The organism is Planctomicrobium stercoris (assembly GCF_051465655.1).
GTDB lineage: Bacteria > Planctomycetota > Planctomycetia > Planctomycetales > Planctomycetaceae > Planctomicrobium.
On the sequence record NZ_CP195791.1, the window covers coordinates 1,414,791 to 1,430,017 of the forward strand.

General features: G+C 56.5%; 17 protein-coding genes and 5 tRNA genes. 18 read left to right on the forward strand and 4 right to left on the reverse strand.

The window, feature by feature from the left end; all coding sequences use genetic code 11:
- The first annotated feature begins 97 nt into the window (after window positions 1-97).
- Genes SH661x_RS05830 through SH661x_RS05845 form a run of 4 tightly spaced genes read left to right on the forward strand, consistent with a single transcriptional unit; the run spans window position 98 to window position 3,440 of the window.
- Window positions 98-664 (forward strand): sigma-70 family RNA polymerase sigma factor, encoded by a 567-nt coding sequence (locus tag SH661x_RS05830; RefSeq protein WP_437228940.1) that lies wholly within the window; start codon window positions 98-100, stop codon window positions 662-664.
- Window positions 628-2,022, forward strand: a complete 1,395-nt coding sequence (locus tag SH661x_RS05835) for a FecR domain-containing protein (protein WP_437228942.1) — start codon at window positions 628-630, stop codon at window positions 2,020-2,022. The genes SH661x_RS05830 and SH661x_RS05835 overlap by 37 nt, the downstream gene beginning before the upstream one ends.
- 45 nt (window positions 2,023-2,067) lie before the next feature.
- Window positions 2,068-3,042, forward strand: a complete 975-nt coding sequence (locus tag SH661x_RS05840; protein WP_437228944.1) for a DUF1559 family PulG-like putative transporter — start codon at window positions 2,068-2,070, stop codon at window positions 3,040-3,042.
- Window positions 3,042-3,440, forward strand: a complete 399-nt coding sequence (locus SH661x_RS05845) for a hypothetical protein (RefSeq protein ID WP_437228946.1) — start codon at window positions 3,042-3,044, stop codon at window positions 3,438-3,440. The genes SH661x_RS05840 and SH661x_RS05845 overlap by 1 nt, the downstream gene beginning before the upstream one ends.
- Before the next feature lie 315 nt (window positions 3,441-3,755).
- On the opposite strand, the gene ilvD is transcribed toward SH661x_RS05845, so the two are convergent.
- Both ilvD and SH661x_RS05855 read right to left on the reverse strand, forming a co-directional pair.
- The gene (gene ilvD / locus SH661x_RS05850) at window positions 3,756-5,435 is read right to left on the reverse strand and encodes a dihydroxy-acid dehydratase (RefSeq protein ID WP_437228948.1); all 1,680 of its coding nucleotides are present in this window, start codon (window positions 5,433-5,435) and stop codon (window positions 3,756-3,758) included.
- A gap of 229 nt (window positions 5,436-5,664) precedes the next feature.
- Window positions 5,665-6,780, reverse strand: a complete 1,116-nt coding sequence (locus tag SH661x_RS05855) for an HlyD family secretion protein (RefSeq protein WP_437228950.1) — start codon at window positions 6,778-6,780, stop codon at window positions 5,665-5,667.
- 367 nt (window positions 6,781-7,147) lie between these two features.
- On the opposite strand from SH661x_RS05855, the gene leuD reads away from it, so the two are divergent.
- Window positions 7,148-7,744: a 3-isopropylmalate dehydratase small subunit gene (gene leuD / locus SH661x_RS05860; RefSeq protein ID WP_437228952.1), complete on the forward strand. Its 597-nt coding sequence runs from the start codon at window positions 7,148-7,150 to the stop codon at window positions 7,742-7,744.
- A 97-nt stretch (window positions 7,745-7,841) separates the two neighbouring features.
- On the opposite strand, the gene SH661x_RS05865 is transcribed toward leuD, so the two are convergent.
- Together SH661x_RS05865 and SH661x_RS05870 are read right to left on the reverse strand one after the other, a co-directional pair.
- Entirely contained in the window at window positions 7,842-8,174 is a 333-nt protein-coding gene (locus SH661x_RS05865) for a branched-chain amino acid aminotransferase (RefSeq protein WP_437228954.1), read from the reverse strand.
- Between the two features lie 195 nt (window positions 8,175-8,369).
- Entirely contained in the window at window positions 8,370-8,537 is a 168-nt protein-coding gene (locus SH661x_RS05870; protein WP_437228956.1) for a hypothetical protein, read from the reverse strand.
- Between the two features lie 244 nt (window positions 8,538-8,781).
- On the opposite strand from SH661x_RS05870, the gene SH661x_RS05875 reads away from it, so the two are divergent.
- The 13 genes from SH661x_RS05875 to rplL all read left to right on the forward strand — a co-directional run bounded on the left by SH661x_RS05875 (window position 8,782) and on the right by rplL (window position 15,079).
- Window positions 8,782-8,853, forward strand: a tRNA-Thr gene (locus SH661x_RS05875).
- 109 nt (window positions 8,854-8,962) lie between these two features.
- A tRNA-Tyr gene (locus SH661x_RS05880) sits at window positions 8,963-9,044 on the forward strand.
- A gap of 119 nt (window positions 9,045-9,163) precedes the next feature.
- Window positions 9,164-9,234, forward strand: a tRNA-Gly gene (locus SH661x_RS05885).
- Window positions 9,235-9,315: 81 nt separating this feature from the next.
- Window positions 9,316-9,388 (forward strand) — tRNA-Thr (locus SH661x_RS05890).
- Window positions 9,389-9,529: 141 nt separating this feature from the next.
- Window positions 9,530-10,726, forward strand: coding sequence for an elongation factor Tu (tuf, locus tag SH661x_RS05895; protein WP_437228958.1), 1,197 nt, complete (start codon window positions 9,530-9,532; stop codon window positions 10,724-10,726).
- Window positions 10,727-10,859: 133 nt separating this feature from the next.
- Complete coding sequence (gene rpmG, locus SH661x_RS05900; protein ID WP_092047300.1) at window positions 10,860-11,015, forward strand: 50S ribosomal protein L33; 156 nt, start codon at window positions 10,860-10,862, stop codon at window positions 11,013-11,015.
- Between the two features lie 83 nt (window positions 11,016-11,098).
- A tRNA-Trp gene (locus SH661x_RS05905) sits at window positions 11,099-11,171 on the forward strand.
- 58 nt (window positions 11,172-11,229) lie between these two features.
- Window positions 11,230-11,730 carry a preprotein translocase subunit SecE gene (gene secE / locus SH661x_RS05910; protein WP_437228960.1) on the forward strand — a complete coding sequence of 167 codons (501 nt, stop codon included), beginning with the start codon at window positions 11,230-11,232 and terminating at the stop codon, window positions 11,728-11,730.
- Window positions 11,731-11,957: 227 nt separating this feature from the next.
- Entirely contained in the window at window positions 11,958-12,521 is a 564-nt protein-coding gene (gene nusG, locus SH661x_RS05915; RefSeq protein WP_437231173.1) for a transcription termination/antitermination protein NusG, read from the forward strand.
- A gap of 99 nt (window positions 12,522-12,620) precedes the next feature.
- Window positions 12,621-13,052: a 50S ribosomal protein L11 gene (rplK, locus tag SH661x_RS05920; RefSeq protein ID WP_437228962.1), complete on the forward strand. Its 432-nt coding sequence runs from the start codon at window positions 12,621-12,623 to the stop codon at window positions 13,050-13,052.
- A 78-nt stretch (window positions 13,053-13,130) separates the two neighbouring features.
- Complete coding sequence (rplA, locus tag SH661x_RS05925) at window positions 13,131-13,835, forward strand: 50S ribosomal protein L1 (protein WP_437228964.1); 705 nt, start codon at window positions 13,131-13,133, stop codon at window positions 13,833-13,835.
- A 122-nt stretch (window positions 13,836-13,957) separates the two neighbouring features.
- On the forward strand, window positions 13,958-14,491 hold the full coding sequence (gene rplJ / locus SH661x_RS05930; RefSeq protein ID WP_437228966.1) for a 50S ribosomal protein L10: 534 nt from the start codon (window positions 13,958-13,960) through the stop codon (window positions 14,489-14,491).
- Between the two features lie 177 nt (window positions 14,492-14,668).
- Window positions 14,669-15,079 carry a 50S ribosomal protein L7/L12 gene (rplL, locus tag SH661x_RS05935; protein ID WP_437228968.1) on the forward strand — a complete coding sequence of 137 codons (411 nt, stop codon included), beginning with the start codon at window positions 14,669-14,671 and terminating at the stop codon, window positions 15,077-15,079.
- Window positions 15,080-15,227: the final 148 nt, after the last annotated feature.

Below are 15,227 nucleotides of genomic sequence, written 5' to 3' on the forward strand. Positions count from 1 at the left end.
CAAAACTCGCTGCCCTCATAAGGCATCGGCAGGACATTATTTGTTGTTGCGAGAAGATTCGGGCCCTCTCGCACGTGCCCTTAACGGTATGTGGTCGATGTCGAATCTGTTTCTTGGTAACGACTTATTTTCGGATGAGGAGGAATCCTCCCGTGAGACGGTGTTCCTGCGTCAGCTCGCTGCTGCTTACAACGACATCTACGCTTCTGGTCTGGCGATCGTTGGAAATGGCGATGATGCAGACGATGTCATTCAGGAAGTCTGCGTTGTTTTGTGGAAACGCTACGACGAGTTCGAACAGGGAACCAATTTTCGGAAATGGGCCTGTACGGTGGCGTTCAACGTGGCAAAGGCATTTGCTCGCAAACAGCGGCGGCGTCGCGGGTACGGGATGAGTGATCAAGCATTGCAGCGGGTCGCTCAGATCCAGTCTGGCGGAAGTGAACTGCTGGAGCTTCAACGCGATCTGTTGCAGGAATGCATGGACAAACTTTCCACCGCAGATCGGAAGTTTCTTTTCGAGAGTTATTTGAATTCGGACACTCTCGCGAAGTATGCCCGGGGGCTCGGGATGTCGATCGGAACCGTTTACAGCAAAGTGAAGCGGCTGCGTCGCAGGCTGGCTGAGTGCGTTCACCGATCGCTGAAGAAGGGGGACCTGTAATGGAGTCTCCGTCTTCCCGCAACGAAGAAGTGCGGCAGTTGACCGATGCCATGTTTGACGGGCAGTCCGACGCTCACCGCATGCAGCGGCTGGAATCTCTGGTTCTCGGGGATCTGGGGTGTCTGCAGACCTACGTTGAGCGAATTAACTTTCACGGAGTGATCTTTCAGCGGGCCAGAAATCGTTCTCCGGAAGAATCTGCAATCGACGTGCTGCAGGAGTTCGCCCGGGCTGTGCAGTTGCGGGACCGGAAAGAGCGAAACTGGTGGTACTGGTTTACAGGAACGCTCGTAACATCCGTTGTGGCGGTCGTCACCTGGGGGGCTTTTCATGCCGGGGCGTTCCGTCCAGCCCCCCTGGGAATGATTTCCAGTCTGTCGGCGAATGTGCGTTCGGGATCCGCGCCCGTCGAACTGGGGCGGATCGTACGTCGCGGCGAATCCATCACTGTCTCCGAGGGAATCCTCAGCCTGGAATTGCCCCATGTGATGGTCGACGTGCTTGGCCCGGCGACATTTCGACTTGATGATGCTGCCCAGCTCACATTGAGCAATGGCGCGATTGTGGCCAAGGTTTTCGATCAGGGTCAGGGGTTCACCGTGAAGACGCCCGAAGCGGTCGTCGTTGATTACGGGACGGAATTCCTCGTTGAGCATCGGCCCGGCGAAGGGACAGGGGTGAGTGTTCGGCAGGGACGAGTCAAAGCCAGCCTGCTGGACCGGACCGGTCTTCCGACCCAGATGCTCGAGCTGACCGACAATCGGGCAGCCCAGTTTCCGGCAACGACCGAGTCCGCTCGCGAGGTGGCGTTCGAACCCAATGCATTTCTGCGGAAGGACAGGAGTCGTGGAGATATCCGGAGTATCGACGGCATGCTCCGCACATCAACGACTTCCCCCGAGACTGTCGCGAGCGGACAGGTGCTGACTCCCAATCACATTCTGGTGATCCCTGAAAAACAGAACGTCGTTCTCCAGAAAGATCTGGTGCTGAACGACCTCCATGGGCTCCGTCGTCTCTCAGCCGGATCGATCGTGAGCAGCTATCTGATCCATTATGACCCGCCTGAAGATATCAGCCGGGCACCGCGCGGAGCGGTGACGTTTTGGACAGAAGTTGCCGCCGTTGTTGTGACGCCTCCCGAGTTGGCTGCCACGGATTCTCTATTCGGTTTACCCGGGTTGCAATTTGATCAAGAGGAGACTCGCGGACTGGAACTGGGGCTGGATGAGGACAAAGTGCAGGTCTCCAAGGATCGAAGGACTGTCTCGTTTCACTTTGATATGAGTCCGCCGAAGTATCTGGATGAGGTGAGAGTCTTAATTGTTACAGGTCGGGCGTCGAATTCTGGAAATTGATTGATATGTCTTTGAATATTACCGATTTACTGATGGGAGGGGACGATGCAAAATCGATTCTGTAAAAGCCGCGGGTTTACACTGATTGAACTTCTCGTGGTGATTGCGATTATTGCTGTGTTGATCGCGCTGTTGCTGCCGGCTGTGCAGCAGGCCCGGGAAGCTGCCCGTCGTAGTCAGTGTAAAAATAACCTGAAGCAGCTGGGGCTTGCGCTGCATAACTATCACGATGCTCACGGGAAATTTCCTTTAGGGTACGGAGTGACAGTGGACGCTCCGAATTTTCCTGGCGCAAGTGGTTTAAGGGCCCCGTGGTCAGTGCTGATTCTTCCTTTTCTGGATGAAACGCCCCGTTATAACACGTTTAAAATGGATGGGTCTTGGTCGGGGCGGGGCGATACTGCCACCGATAATTTTACAGCTCAGTTTACTCCTCTATCGAAGTTTAAGTGTCCTTCTGACCCCGCCGGACAAGCCGCTATACCCAGTTCCAATTATCTGGGAGTGAGCGGTGGTGGACCGGAATCGAGTCGATACTCAGCAGCCGCAAATGCTTGCTGCAGTCGATCATCGGCATTTAACAACGGGATTTTCTTTGCGAATTCCAGCGTCAGTATGCGAGATATCACTGACGGGACGACGAACACGTTCATGTTAGGCGAAACAAAGGACATGGTTGTGGGGAATTCCGTCCTGTCGGATAAGCAGTGGGCGCGGAGCTGGGCAGCTCCGCTCAGTAATAATGGTGCGTCCAGTAATTGTTGCTGGACCATTAATGTGCTCACCGCGGCTTCGGATGGCATTAACCTGTCTGGGTACGACCCCACTCGAGATAACGTGGGGACCAATTGGGTTTTTCTCTCAGCGTCAGGGCGAGGATTGAGCAGTCGCCACGTTGGCGGTTGTCATGCAGGTATGGCAGATGGTTCGGTGCAGTTTCTTAGTCAGAATATGTCGATTGACGTTTATCGTAACATTGGCGTTCGGAATGACGGGCTCCCGTTAGGAGGAGCATTTTAATGTTAAGGCATCAATCAGGTTTTCTTGGGGTTGCGTTGCTGGTTGTTACCGCCGGTTGTGGTCGCGACTCGGGTGCGTCACGAAGTGAGGTCTCTGGGCGAGTGACCTTTCAGGGGGCGCCCGTTCATAGCGGTACTGTCACTTTCGAGCCGGACATTACTCGAGGCAATTCGGGGCCACAGTCGATTGCCTCCATTCAGGATGGAGTTTACAAGACTCCGTACGGGTTGGGCCCTGAAGCGGGGCACTTCATTGTGCGCGTCGAAGGGTTCGGTCAGGCGGAGAAAGTGGAAGCAGGCACACTGAGTTTTCCACAGCGGCTGTTTCAGGCTTATGAAACTCAGGCGGAGATTTCGTCGAAATCGAACACGTTGGACATTGACGTCCCATCGCCCTGACAATAATTCGCAGTACTCTCCTGCCAGCGGAAGTACGCCACTGAGGGGAAGTGGTTTCATAACTGATCAGTCAATGGCTTCGGGAAGGCGACGCTCCTGCGGAGCCGCATCAAAGTTCACGCGTCAAATCCATAGCGGCTCGGCAGGAGCCTGGCCCTCCCGGTTGTGAAACCACTTCGGGCCACTAGATTTAGAGAAGGCTCTGAGGCTTCTGCGGTGCGAGGCCTCGGACAAAGTTGTCTGGATGAAAAAAGGACGCGCCACATCTCACTGGCGCGTCCTCATTCTTCAACTGGCAACCGTGATTGCTCAGGACTATTCGTCTGTCACGCAGCCTTCGCTGGCGCTCTTGACGTTCTTGATGTACTTGTAAAGCGTGCCGCGCGTTGCGGGGTAGGCGGGAGCTGTCCAGGCCGCTCTGCGCTTCTGAAGTTCTTCCGCCGAGATGTCCACGTTCACTTCGTTGGCTTCGGCGTCGATGGTGATGATATCGCCGTTCTGCAGCAGGCCGATCGGGCCCCCTTCCTGTGCTTCAGGGGTGATGTGGCCGATGATGAATCCGTGTGACCCGCCGGAGAATCGGCCGTCGGTCAGCAGGGCGACCTTGTCTCCCAGCCCGGCCCCCATCAGTGCGCTTGTCGGCGTGAGCATTTCCGGCATGCCCGGGCCCCCCTTGGGACCTTCGTAACGGATGACGACCACTTCGCCCCCTTTGATCTCTTTGTTCTCGAGACCCTTGAGCATGTCTTCTTCGCGGTTGTAGCACAGAGCGGGGCCGGTGAATTTCAGGCCTTCTTTTCCTGTGATCTTCGCGACAGCGCCAGCTGGGGCCACATTGCCCCGCATGATGCGCAGGTGGCCGGTCTTCTTGATCGGGTGCTGCAGGTCATGGACCACACTTTGGCCGCGGGTCAGTCCCTGCACCTGCTCCAGATTTTCAGCGAGAGTTTTTCCGGTGACGGTCATGCAGTTGCCGTCAATCAGTTTTTCATCGAGCAGGAACTTCAGCACAGCGGGGGTTCCTCCCACGTTGTGCAGGTCTTCCATCACGAACTGCCCGGAGGGTTTCAGGTCCGCCAGGAACGGGACCCGATCGGAGACAGCCTGGAAGTCGTCGATGGTCAGCGGCACATCGACGCTGCGGGCGATGGCAATGAGGTGGAGGACAGCGTTGGTCGAACCGCCCAGGGCCATCGTGATGACCATGGCATTTTCGAGAGCGGCGCGGGTGATGATGTCGCGGGGCTTGATGTCGCGTTCGAGCAGAGTGCGAATCGCCTGTCCCGCATTGAAGCATTCCTGGTACTTCTTGGGATCGACAGCCGGAGTGGAGGAAGAGTAGGGAAGAGACATGCCCATTGCTTCGATGGCACTGGACATGGTGTTGGCGGTGTACATCCCGCCGCAGGCTCCCGCGCCCGGACACGCGTGGCGGATGATGTCCTGCCGCTCTTCGTCCGTGATTCCGCCGGCGAGGTACTGGCCGTAGGCCTGGAAGGCAGAAACGATGTCGAGCTTGGATCCTTTTGCACCGCAGCCGGGTTTGATTGTTCCTCCATAGACCATCAGGGCGGGCCGGTTGACGCGTCCCATGGCCATGATGCAGCCGGGCATGTTCTTGTCGCAGCCCGGCAGAGTGATCAGGCCGTCGTACCACTGGGCTCCCATGACGGTTTCGATGGAGTCGGCGATGAGGTCCCGCGACTGCAGGGAGTAGCTCATTCCGTCGGTTCCCATCGAGATGCCGTCGCTCACGCCGATGGTATTGAACCGCATCCCCACGAGATCGGCGGCAACCACTCCTTCCTTCACCTTGGCGGCGAGATCCAGCAGGTGCATGTTGCAGGAGTTGCCTTCATACCAGCAGCTGGCAATCCCCACCTGTCCCTTGTTCATGTCTGCTTCGTTCATGCCGGTGGCGTACAGCATGGCCTGGGACGCCCCTTGCGCCCGGGGCTGTGTGATGCGGGAAGAAACTTTGTTGAGCTGGGTCATGTTCGGGCCACCATAAGCAGATGAAATGAAGCAGTCTGCCCGACAGTTCTTGATTCAGGCGGGGCAGGCTGCGTTGAGCACGCTGATTTTTTTGGACAGACAACTGCGGATGCAGGTTCGTCCCGAGGAATCGGAAAGTGTGACGATTCCGGTTTTCCGAGTCGAGCGCCCGGAAGAGAATTTCGGACGAAAGAGAGCGTGGTCACCCAGTGGGTCGCAGCCGAAGCGATTATTTCGCCGGCCGTACCTTCACCAGAGCTCCCACCGGAACATCCGGCCAGAGAGCGCCGCGGGGATCGACCTGCACCTGCACGGTCGTGTCGGCCGCATCCGAGGATCGTTCCGCCTGAGGGGCGACCCGAGTCACCTCGCCGGAGCGATTCACACCGCCGGAAAAGACGAGCGAAACCTTGCTTCCCACGGCAAACTGGTGAATCGACTGGGACGGGACATGCACCGTCAGCGAGCGTTTTGAGGCATCGAGGAGTTCGACAATGGGTTCTCCTCCCTTGAGGTGGTCACCCGGCTGAACGCGGTAGATCCCGACCTGTCCGATCGAAGGGGAGACGATGGTGAGTTGCTGATTTTGTGACTGAAGCTGCTCAAGTTCCGCCCGGGCGTGTTCCAGTCGACCCTGGGCGACATCCGCCCCCATCATCGTGCGGATCTGCGTGGGGAGTGCCTGCTTCAGCTCGGTCAGGCTGGATTCGCGTTGATCGCAGATTTCGACCTGAGCAGCGGAGACCTCGGCCGCATTTTCTACAGCTTCCAGCTGCATCACTGTGGCGAGTCGGCCCGGCGGCGGAAGTTCCTGCTCCATGGCCACGTTCAGAAGTGATGTGTCAGGCTTTTGGTTCTGGACCAGTTGTCTTTCGGTTAACGCCTCGCTGAGCATGGTCCGCTGCAGGTCGAAGTCGTATTTCTCCTTCATGTACCCTGCGGAGCGAAGCTGAATTTCGCAGATCTCCGCCTCAAGAGTTCGCAGCCGCCATTTCAGTTCGAGTTCCGCTTCCGCTTCGACTTTGGCCAGTTGAGCGGTGAGCGAAAGAATCTCGCGTTCTTTCTCCACAATCCGGGTTTGCAGCTCGGCATTTTGAAGGACAACCAGTGGATCGCCGATACGGACGGGAGATCCTTCCGGTGTGGAAAGCTGAGAGACGCTGCAGGGGCCGGCGGCGTGAATGACAGTCGTTCGTGCCGTGAGATAGCCGGGACAGACGGTGCCAGTGGGGCGGTCGATCCAGAGCGAAGCGACGATGCCGGTGATCAGCGCCAGACCCGCAAAAAGAGCAATTCGGCTCGGGGACGCAGGGAGTTCCGGGCAAAGTTCAGCGCGATTGGACATAGGACGTTCGACGCGGCAAGGCAACAGGATGGGCTTCCTGCCGGCGGGGAAGTGCTTGTCGCGATCGGACGGCATCCGGGATTGCGTGACCGCGAGTGTGCAAAGTGAGCCGGCAGCATGATTGGATCGGCATTTTTCGGCGGTTGAATCGCTCTGAGTGCCTTCCTGGGGCGGCTTCTGGCCGGTTTCTGAACAGCATTCATCGCGTGTGACAGGACCGTCCTACAGCTTGCAGTTGTCAAAGTTTGCCCAGATGCTTCAATGTTTGAGGCGTCGCGGTGGAAAAATCTGGTCCCCGCAGTCCTGACAACCGTCCGGCTGCCCCTTAGAATGGCCGGTTGATCCAACTTTTTGCTGCAGGAAATCCATGAACAAAATTGAACAAGTGACCGGACCTGGACTGCCGTTGGTACTCGACGACATCGATACCGATCGCATTATTCCCGCCCGTTTTCTGCGATGCGTGACGTTTGAAGGGATCGGCGAACACGCGTTTGAAGACGATCGCCAGCAGGATCCCTCGCATCCGTTCAATGATGCGCGTTACCGGCAGGCCAAAATCCTGGTCTCCGGGCGGAATTTCGGCTGTGGGTCGAGCCGCGAGCATGCACCACAATCGCTGATGCGATGGGGAATTCAGGCGGTTGTCGCCGAGTCTTTCGCCGAGATTTTCTTCGGAAACTGCGTCGCCCTGGGGGTTCCTCCCGTTTGCGCTTCGCGGGAAGGCCTTGAGAAACTGGCAGCTGCGATTGCTGCCGATCCTCAGCTCCCGGTGACCGTTGATCTCAATGCTCTGGAAGTTCGCTTCGGTAATGAGAAGCTTCCGGTCACGATCCCGGCGAGTGCCCGTGATGCGTTCGTCACCGGACAGTGGGATTTCCTGGGACAACTTCTCGAAAATCGTCCCGCAATCCAGCAGCGGATGGAGAAACTTCCTTATCTCAACGAGTTCGCTTCTGCGTGAACTCCGTTGTGTTTGAAGTGATTTGAACAACAAAAAACCTCGCAGGACCAAATCGGTCGTGCGAGGTTTTTCTGTGAGAAGAGAGAGTTGCTGGGTCTCAGTATTTGCCGCCGTGGCCGTAGCCGCCGGATTCGGGAGTCGCGCCCCGGTCGCAGGTGATGTCGTTCTGCCCGTCGCAGTAATCCGCCTGATCGTTGAAACAGCTGCCGGCGTCCCAGCCTTTGTGGCCAGTGAATCCGCTGAAACAATAGCTCTGGTTCAGGCTTCCGAAGGCGGAGGCCACGTCTTCCAGCTCCTGATTCACTCCGTTGGCCACTTCGGAGAGTCCGACGATCATTCCGATCACGACGATCGTGGAAATCAGCACAAGTTCGGCGGAGACGATAAAACCTGCTTCGTCATTCAGCAGCTGGTGAGCCAGGAGAGCCATGTTCGTGTCCTTTGAGTCTGTGAGAGTCTTTTTTGAGAGATTTTTGGAGTCACTGTCGCTCGGTTGTGAGAGTCATGGATTTCAACCGAACGTCAGGTCTGTAAAGCAGGGCGAATGCCAAGACTGTTGGACAATGTGTTTACGGGAGCGGACGTGTCGCCGTTAAGTGTTTTCTTGAAGCGAGTTGTGTCGTGTTCAAAAAATGTCAACTGCCTGCAACACCTCGGAAACGTCCAGTGAAACGCGGGTGACAAAACGCAACGCCATTCCGTTGGGAGCCTCTGTTTCGAGCTGTAAGTTGCCAATTTGCTGAAGGTTGTGGTGTTGTTGGGGCTGTGCAGCAGTGGTGTTGATTTCAGGCAACGTGAGGGGTGTCGTGCGGGAGGTGACGCGAGGCGGTCGAGTGCGTAAAATTTCCCCTGGATTTGTGAGAAGGTGGGGGGAGGAGGCGGGGTGAGCTTGGGGGTTTGCTCGGGTCGCAGCAGGAGATTCCCCGGCAAAACTGGGGCAGAATCAAGAAATGCGAGTGTCGTGAGAGGGAGAAGGCGTTTGAACTTGCATGACAAACGTCCTCCGCTATACTGCCCGGCTTACATTCCGGTTCTTGGCTAGCGTAGCTCAACGGCAGAGCACCGGTTTTGTAAACCGGCGGTTGTGGGTTCAAATCCCTCCGCTAGCTCTTAGGAGTGAAAAACCTGCTGCAGCTGAGGTTAAGGAGGAAAACTCCAGGCCTTGGGTGCGGGTGGTGATGAGTCTGCGGCTGGCTCAGGCTGTCCGGGACGGAGTCGGGGGGTGTGCCCGAGCGGCCAATGGGGCCAGACTGTAAATCTGGTGGCTCTGCCTTCGAAGGTTCGAATCCTTCCGCCCCCAATTTGAAGAGTTTGTGTGAGAGTGTGGAGTTGTCGGGTCGAGGTGATTGGTGGTCAGTGTGGTCTAGTGTGTGAACGCGGGACCTGAAGCTGGTTGCTGAATGCTGAGATCTGTTGTCAGCGGGTGTAGCTCAATGGTAGAGCTCCAGCCTTCCAAGCTGGTGGTGAGGGTTCGATTCCCTTCACCCGCTCTCGGGAGTGGTCAGCGTTCAGCTGTCAGTTGTCGGTGGCAGGTCCACTGATTGCTGACAGCTGAGTGCTGCATGCTCTGCGCTGCTGTGGCTCAGTCGGTAGAGTGCGTCCTTGGTAAGGACGAGGTCGTGGGTTCGAGTCCCACCAGCAGCTTCCCGGTATTTCCCGGGCCGGTACGTCCGGTTTTGTCGTTGAGAGTCTGTGGGTGTGCCATGGTCTCTGGAGAGTGTGCGGGGAGCATGGCCGCACGGAAGTATATAGATCGAAGTCACTGGGAGTTTTGGAGCGCTAGTCATGGCGAAGGAACAATTTCAAAGGACAAAACCGCACGTCAACGTGGGTACTATTGGTCACATCGACCACGGTAAGACAACCTTGACGGCTTCTATTCTCGCGGTTCAGGGTGCAAAGGGTCTGGCCAAGCCGATCGCTTACTCCGAAGTGGCAAAAGGCGGAACCGTCCGCGACGAAACCAAGACGGTGACCATCGCTGTGTCTCACGTGGAGTACGAGTCGCCGAAGCGTCACTACGCTCACATCGACTGCCCGGGGCACGCCGACTATATTAAGAATATGATCACCGGTGCCGCTCAGATGGACGGCGCGATCCTGGTGGTTTCCGCAGCTGACGGCCCGATGCCTCAGACTCGCGAGCACATTCTGCTGGCTCGCCAGGTGAACGTGCCTGCTCTGGTCGTCTTCCTGAACAAGTGCGACCTGGTCGACGACGAAGAGTTGCTCGAACTGGTTGAGATGGAAGTTCGTGACCTGCTGAACAAGAACGGCTTCCCCGGGGACGATGTCACCATCATCCGCGGTTCTGCCAAGCCAGCACTGGACAACCCGGCTGATCCGGAAAAGAGTGCCTGCATCGGCAAGCTGATGGACGCTCTGGACGCCGATATTCCCGAGCCAGCTCGCGAAATCGACAAGCCGTTCATGATGGCGATCGAAGACGTGTTCTCGATCGAAGGTCGTGGAACCGTGGTGACCGGTCGTATCGAGCGCGGCAAGGTCAAGGTCGGCGACAAGGTTCAGATCATCGGTCTGCGTGATATGCAGGAAACGACCTGTACCGGCGTCGAAATGTTCCGCAAGCTGATGGACGAAGGGGTTGCCGGCGACAACGTCGGGATTCTGCTCCGCGGTACGAAGAAAGAAGACGTGGAGCGCGGCCAGGTTCTGGCGGCTCCCAACAGCATTAAGCCGCACACCAAGTTCGAAGCTGAAGTGTACGTGCTGAGCAAGGAAGAAGGGGGTCGTAAGACTCCGTTCTTCAGCGGATACCGTCCGCAGTTCTACTTCCGGACCACTGACGTGACCGGTGCGGTCAAGCTGCTGGGCGACGCCGAAATGTGTATGCCTGGCGATAACGTCGCTCTGGAAGTTGAAATGGGCAAGCCTGTGGCACTGGTGGACGGAAGCCGCTTCGCAATTCGCGAAGGGGGCCGTACTGTCGGTTCCGGAATCGTGACCAAGATTCTTCAGTAATTTGTCGCTGATGACTCCGGCAGCGTGATTTCTCAACTGCTGCGAGTGTGGAAGTGAAATGTAGATTTCAGGGCAGATCCGGCATCTCGATCAAACGTGGTGCCGGCTCTTGCCATTTAACAAGGGAATAGGAATGGCTCGCGAATACGTCTGGCTCGAGTGCACTGAGAGCGGTTCCAGAAATTATCGTGTTCCCAAAGAAATGCGCGGAACGGAGCGTCTGGAGCTGATGAAGTATTGTCCGAAGCTCCGGAAGCACACGTTGCATAAAGAGTCACGGAAAAAATAAGGAAATAGGAGTTAGGAGTTAGGATCTGGGAATTTGCAGGATTGGCGGCAAATTTCTGAATCCTAATTCCTATCTCCTCTGTTACGGGTGTAGCTCAATTGGCAGAGCAGCGGATTCCAAATCCGCAGGTTGGGGGTTCAAGTCCCTCCGCCCGTGTTGGATTTGTTCCCGCAGGATTGCGGGTTAAGCCATTGGAAAAAGGGGACTGCCTCGGATGGCAAAGGCAAAAGCAGAAGCCTCGTTGATGGGAGAGCTGTTCCAGGGTCGGCTGTTCAAGCCGCGCCAGGGGCGGGTTGTTCGTCAAGTCACGGGACTGGCTGTTGCAGCGATTTTCGTTGCAATGGCGTGGCGGCTGCATGCGACGGTGCTGCTGGATGTCGGTAACACATTCACGTTGCGGTTTCCGGGAACCAGCAGTGGTGTCGACCTGCCTGGAAGCCTGGTTCGTCTGGGCTTGCCGGTCCTCCTGGGGCTGACCGGTTGCTGGCTGGGTTTTCGGCTGGTGAACTGGCCACCGTTTGCAAACTTCCTCATTTCCGTGGAAGCGGAAATGGACAAGGTTTCCTGGGCGAGTATGGAATATCTGAAGCGGGCCACAGCAGTTGTGGTCGTGCTGATGTTCTTCCTAGGTGCCTATTTGTTTATGTGTGATGTCTTCTGGCAGCAGTTGTTCATGATGATTGGCTTTCTGGATGGGTCGGCTGTCACGACCTGAAGGAATTCTGATCACGATGTTTGCCGATCAGTCCGACGCAAACGAGCGTCAATTCGCACGTTTGTTCTACGGGTCGCTTGAAAAAAAACGAGTGATTCACAAAGATACGTGGCTCGCCCATGGATGATGAACGAAATAAATCCGGATCCAAGAAAGCTTCATCGGCACAAGCCGTTGTCTTTCAAAAGGATGGGACGAAGACCATGGCTGGGGGGGACAACCCCAATATGCAGTGGTTCGTGTTGAAGGTTCAGAGTAATCGTGAACGTTCAATTCGGGATTCGATTCTCCGCCGTGTGCGCATGGAGGGGATGGAAGAAAGTTTCGGGCAGGTGTTCATTCCTACGGAAAAGGTCGTTGAGACCAAGGGGGGTGGGCGTCGTGTTCGTGAGCAGAAGTTGCTTCCCGGTTACATGATGATTCAGATGGAGCTCAGTGACGAGAGCTGGCATCTGGTTCGTTCGACAAGTGGCGTGGGGGACTTCACAGGGGCGGCGGGCAAGCCGATCCCGATGGAAGATAAAGAAGTTCGGCGGTGGCTGGGGCTGGATGTTGAAGTTGAGGCCGCTGGTGCTGCCAAAGGTGTTGCGGCGGAAAAGACGATCCGGGCGGTTGTGAAGTTTGAGGTTGGCGTGGGCGATCACGTCAAGGTGAAAGAGGGCGCCTTTGAGAGCTTTGAAGGTGCAATCGATTCAGTGGATGAAACCACGGGCAAGGTCAAGGTGATCATTGAGATCTTTGGTCGTCCCACTGAGGTCGAGCTCGAACATTGGCAGGTGGAGAAGGTTTAGTTTTCAGGTGGCGCTGTCGGCAAAGTCCGGGGTGCGGCCCTATTGGGGTTCATTTTGATTTGTGCCCGGTCTGTTGGGCGCCTCTGATTGGATTAGGTGATGGGTAAGAAAAAAGTAGTCAACGCGGTTATTAAGGTTCAGATTACCGGAGGGCAGGCCACGCCAGCTCCTCCAGTTGGTACCGCGCTGGGCCCTCAAGGGGTGAATATCGGTCAGTTCGTTCAGCAGTTCAATGAGCGGACGCGTGATATGGCGGGGACAACCATCCCCGTGATTATTACGGTTTACAATGACCGTTCATTCGACTTCGTGTTGAAGACTCCGCCGGCGGCCGTGTTGCTCAAGCAGGCAGCTCAGGTTGCCAAGGGTGCTTCCAATCCCCGTACTGAAAAGGTGGGGGTGGTCACTCAGGCGCAGGTTCGCGAGATCGCTCAGAAGAAGTTTCAGGATCTGAATTCTTCCAGCGTTGAACAGGCTGTCAAGGTGATCGCTGGGACTGCCCGCAGCATGGGCATTGCAATTGTAGACTAAGGCCTCGTCCTGGGCGGTGAGCCTGCCGGCCGGTTGGATTTATCGAGTCGTTGTGCGGATTAGTTGAAAGATTGAGTCATGAAAATTTCCAAGCGGCAGAAGGCTCTTGGTGAAGCGGTTCAGAAGCTGGGTGTTTTGCCGGTCGCTGCTGCCGTGTCTGCGCTCAAAGGGTTGGAATCCAGCCTTCCCAAAGGGGTGAAGCCCTGCAAGTTCGATCAGTCTGTCGCGATTGCGGTCCGCCTGGGTGTGGATCCAAAGCATGCTGACCAGATTGTTCGTGGAAGCATCGTTCTGCCGCACGGAATTGGAAAGACACAGCGGGTGCTGGTGTTCTGTAAAGATCAGAATGTTGCCAAGGCAACCGAAGCGGGAGCTGACTTTGCTGGCGGCAAAGAACTCGCCGACAAGATCAAGGATGGCTGGCTTGACTTCGACGTTGCGATTGCAACTCCGGACATGATGGGCGTTGTCGGTCCTCTCGGTAAGTTGCTTGGACCGCGTGGCCTGATGCCGTCTCCGAAGGCTGGCACCGTGACTCAGGATGTCGCGACCGCCGTCAAAGAGTACAAGGCCGGTAAAGTCGAATTCCGGTGCGACGATGGCGGGAATGTTCATTGCGTTGTCGGGAAGATGTCCTTCAGTGAGCAGAATCTGACGGAGAATATTCAGGCCTTGCTGCAGCTGATTCAGCAGTTGAAGCCTCAGGCGGCACGCGGTCAGTACGTTCGGTCGGTGACTGTGACGGCAACGCAGATGCCCGGAATTCAGATCGCAGCTGCGTAGTGGCAGGGTGCCGGTTTCGTCTTGATTGCTTCGTCTGGTGTGATTTTCTGACGAGTCGGGTCTGGCCCGGGCAATCCTGTTTCATTCAGCTGTGTTTGTTGTTTTAGATTGAGTTCAGAAACATGAGTAAGCCAGTCAAAGAGATGATCATTCGGGACATTCGTTCCGGGCTCGGTGATCGTAAGGATCTGCTTGTCCTGGATGTCTCGCAGATGACCGCGTTTTCGCAGAATCAGCTGCGACTGGATCTGGCCAAGAAGGGGCTGACTCTTCTGGGCGTGAAAAACAGTCTGGCCCGTCTGGCGTTGAAGGAATCCGGGTTTCATTCGGTTGATGAAATCCTGAACGGTCCTTCGACTCTGGTGTGGGGCGGAGAAGATATTGTCAGTCTGTCTCGCGAGATGAGCGAGTGGGCGAAGAAGATCGACAAAATGTCGATCAAGGGTGGTGTTGTCGACGGCGAGGGAGTTTCCTCTGAAGCTGTCGACAGCATTTCCAAAGGGCCGAGCCGGTTGGAGCTCATTGGCCAGATTTCTGGTCTGTTGCTCAGCCCGGGGGCTCGGCTGGCGGGAGCACTGTTGGGGCCTGGAGGAAAGATCTCCGGAGCACTCAAGGCAATGTCGGAAGAAAAAGAAGAAGGCGGCGACGCGGCGTAGCGTCCCGGTTCGGCCGAGTGAAGCGGCCGAGTTTGACAGCCCGTGGCAGGTCCTGTGTTGACTTGGTACGAGCCGACTCTGTGAGCTGCGGTTGATTTCACAATCCGGCCTGTCAGAGATATTCACTCAACCGAGCCGGTCGGTCATCGCCGGCGATTTAGTTTTGGAGAATTGGGAATGTCAGAAGTTGCCGAAAAGTCGTTTGATGCCAGCACCAAGGAAATGGGCGACAAGCTCGTTGGTCTGACATTGCTGCAGGCCAAAGCCCTGGCCGATTATCTGAAAGAAGTGCATGGCATCGAGCCCGCCGGCGGCGGCGTGGTCGTGGCTGCACCGGCAGCTGGCGGCGGTGCTGCTGCAGCTCCGGCTGAAGAGAAGACCGAATTTGACGTCATCCTGACCAAGTTCGGCGACAACAAGATCAACGTGATCAAGGCTGTCCGCAGCATCACCGGTCTGGGTCTAAAAGAAGCCAAGGATCTGGTCGAAGGCGCTCCGAAGCCCCTCAAGCAGGGTGCTTCGAAGGAAGACGCCGACAAGATCAAGAAGGAAATCGAAGACGCTGGCGGTTCTGTTGAACTGAAGTAGTCTCGTTTGGAGATCTCAGGGCGAAGTGTCTGAAAATGGGACTTCGCCCTGATTGTTTGAAGTCCGGTGAGTGGTCAGCTTGGCAGGAACGGCCTTGCACGGTGCGGGTTTTCACGGGAGACAGATGTCTCCCGCTGTCTATTTATGG

Coding starts and splice junctions, on each gene's coding strand:
- tuf (WP_437228958.1), top strand. CDS start 9,530: ATGGCGAAGGAACAATTTCAAAGGACAAAACCGCACGTCAACGTGGGT.
- SH661x_RS05830 (WP_437228940.1), top strand. CDS start 98: ATGTCGAATCTGTTTCTTGGTAACGACTTATTTTCGGATGAGGAGGAA.
- SH661x_RS05840 (WP_437228944.1), top strand. CDS start 2,068: ATGCAAAATCGATTCTGTAAAAGCCGCGGGTTTACACTGATTGAACTT.
- rplL (WP_437228968.1), top strand. CDS start 14,669: ATGTCAGAAGTTGCCGAAAAGTCGTTTGATGCCAGCACCAAGGAAATG.
- SH661x_RS05865 (WP_437228954.1), bottom strand. CDS start 8,174: ATGGCTCTCCTGGCTCACCAGCTGCTGAATGACGAAGCAGGTTTTATC.
- SH661x_RS05845 (WP_437228946.1), top strand. CDS start 3,042: ATGTTAAGGCATCAATCAGGTTTTCTTGGGGTTGCGTTGCTGGTTGTT.
- leuD (WP_437228952.1), top strand. CDS start 7,148: ATGAACAAAATTGAACAAGTGACCGGACCTGGACTGCCGTTGGTACTC.
- rplA (WP_437228964.1), top strand. CDS start 13,131: ATGAAAATTTCCAAGCGGCAGAAGGCTCTTGGTGAAGCGGTTCAGAAG.
- secE (WP_437228960.1), top strand. CDS start 11,230: ATGGCAAAGGCAAAAGCAGAAGCCTCGTTGATGGGAGAGCTGTTCCAG.
- SH661x_RS05855 (WP_437228950.1), bottom strand. CDS start 6,780: ATGTCCAATCGCGCTGAACTTTGCCCGGAACTCCCTGCGTCCCCGAGC.
- rplK (WP_437228962.1), top strand. CDS start 12,621: ATGGGTAAGAAAAAAGTAGTCAACGCGGTTATTAAGGTTCAGATTACC.
- rplJ (WP_437228966.1), top strand. CDS start 13,958: ATGAGTAAGCCAGTCAAAGAGATGATCATTCGGGACATTCGTTCCGGG.
- ilvD (WP_437228948.1), bottom strand. CDS start 5,435: ATGACCCAGCTCAACAAAGTTTCTTCCCGCATCACACAGCCCCGGGCG.
- nusG (WP_437231173.1), top strand. CDS start 11,958: ATGCAGTGGTTCGTGTTGAAGGTTCAGAGTAATCGTGAACGTTCAATT.
- rpmG (WP_092047300.1), top strand. CDS start 10,860: ATGGCTCGCGAATACGTCTGGCTCGAGTGCACTGAGAGCGGTTCCAGA.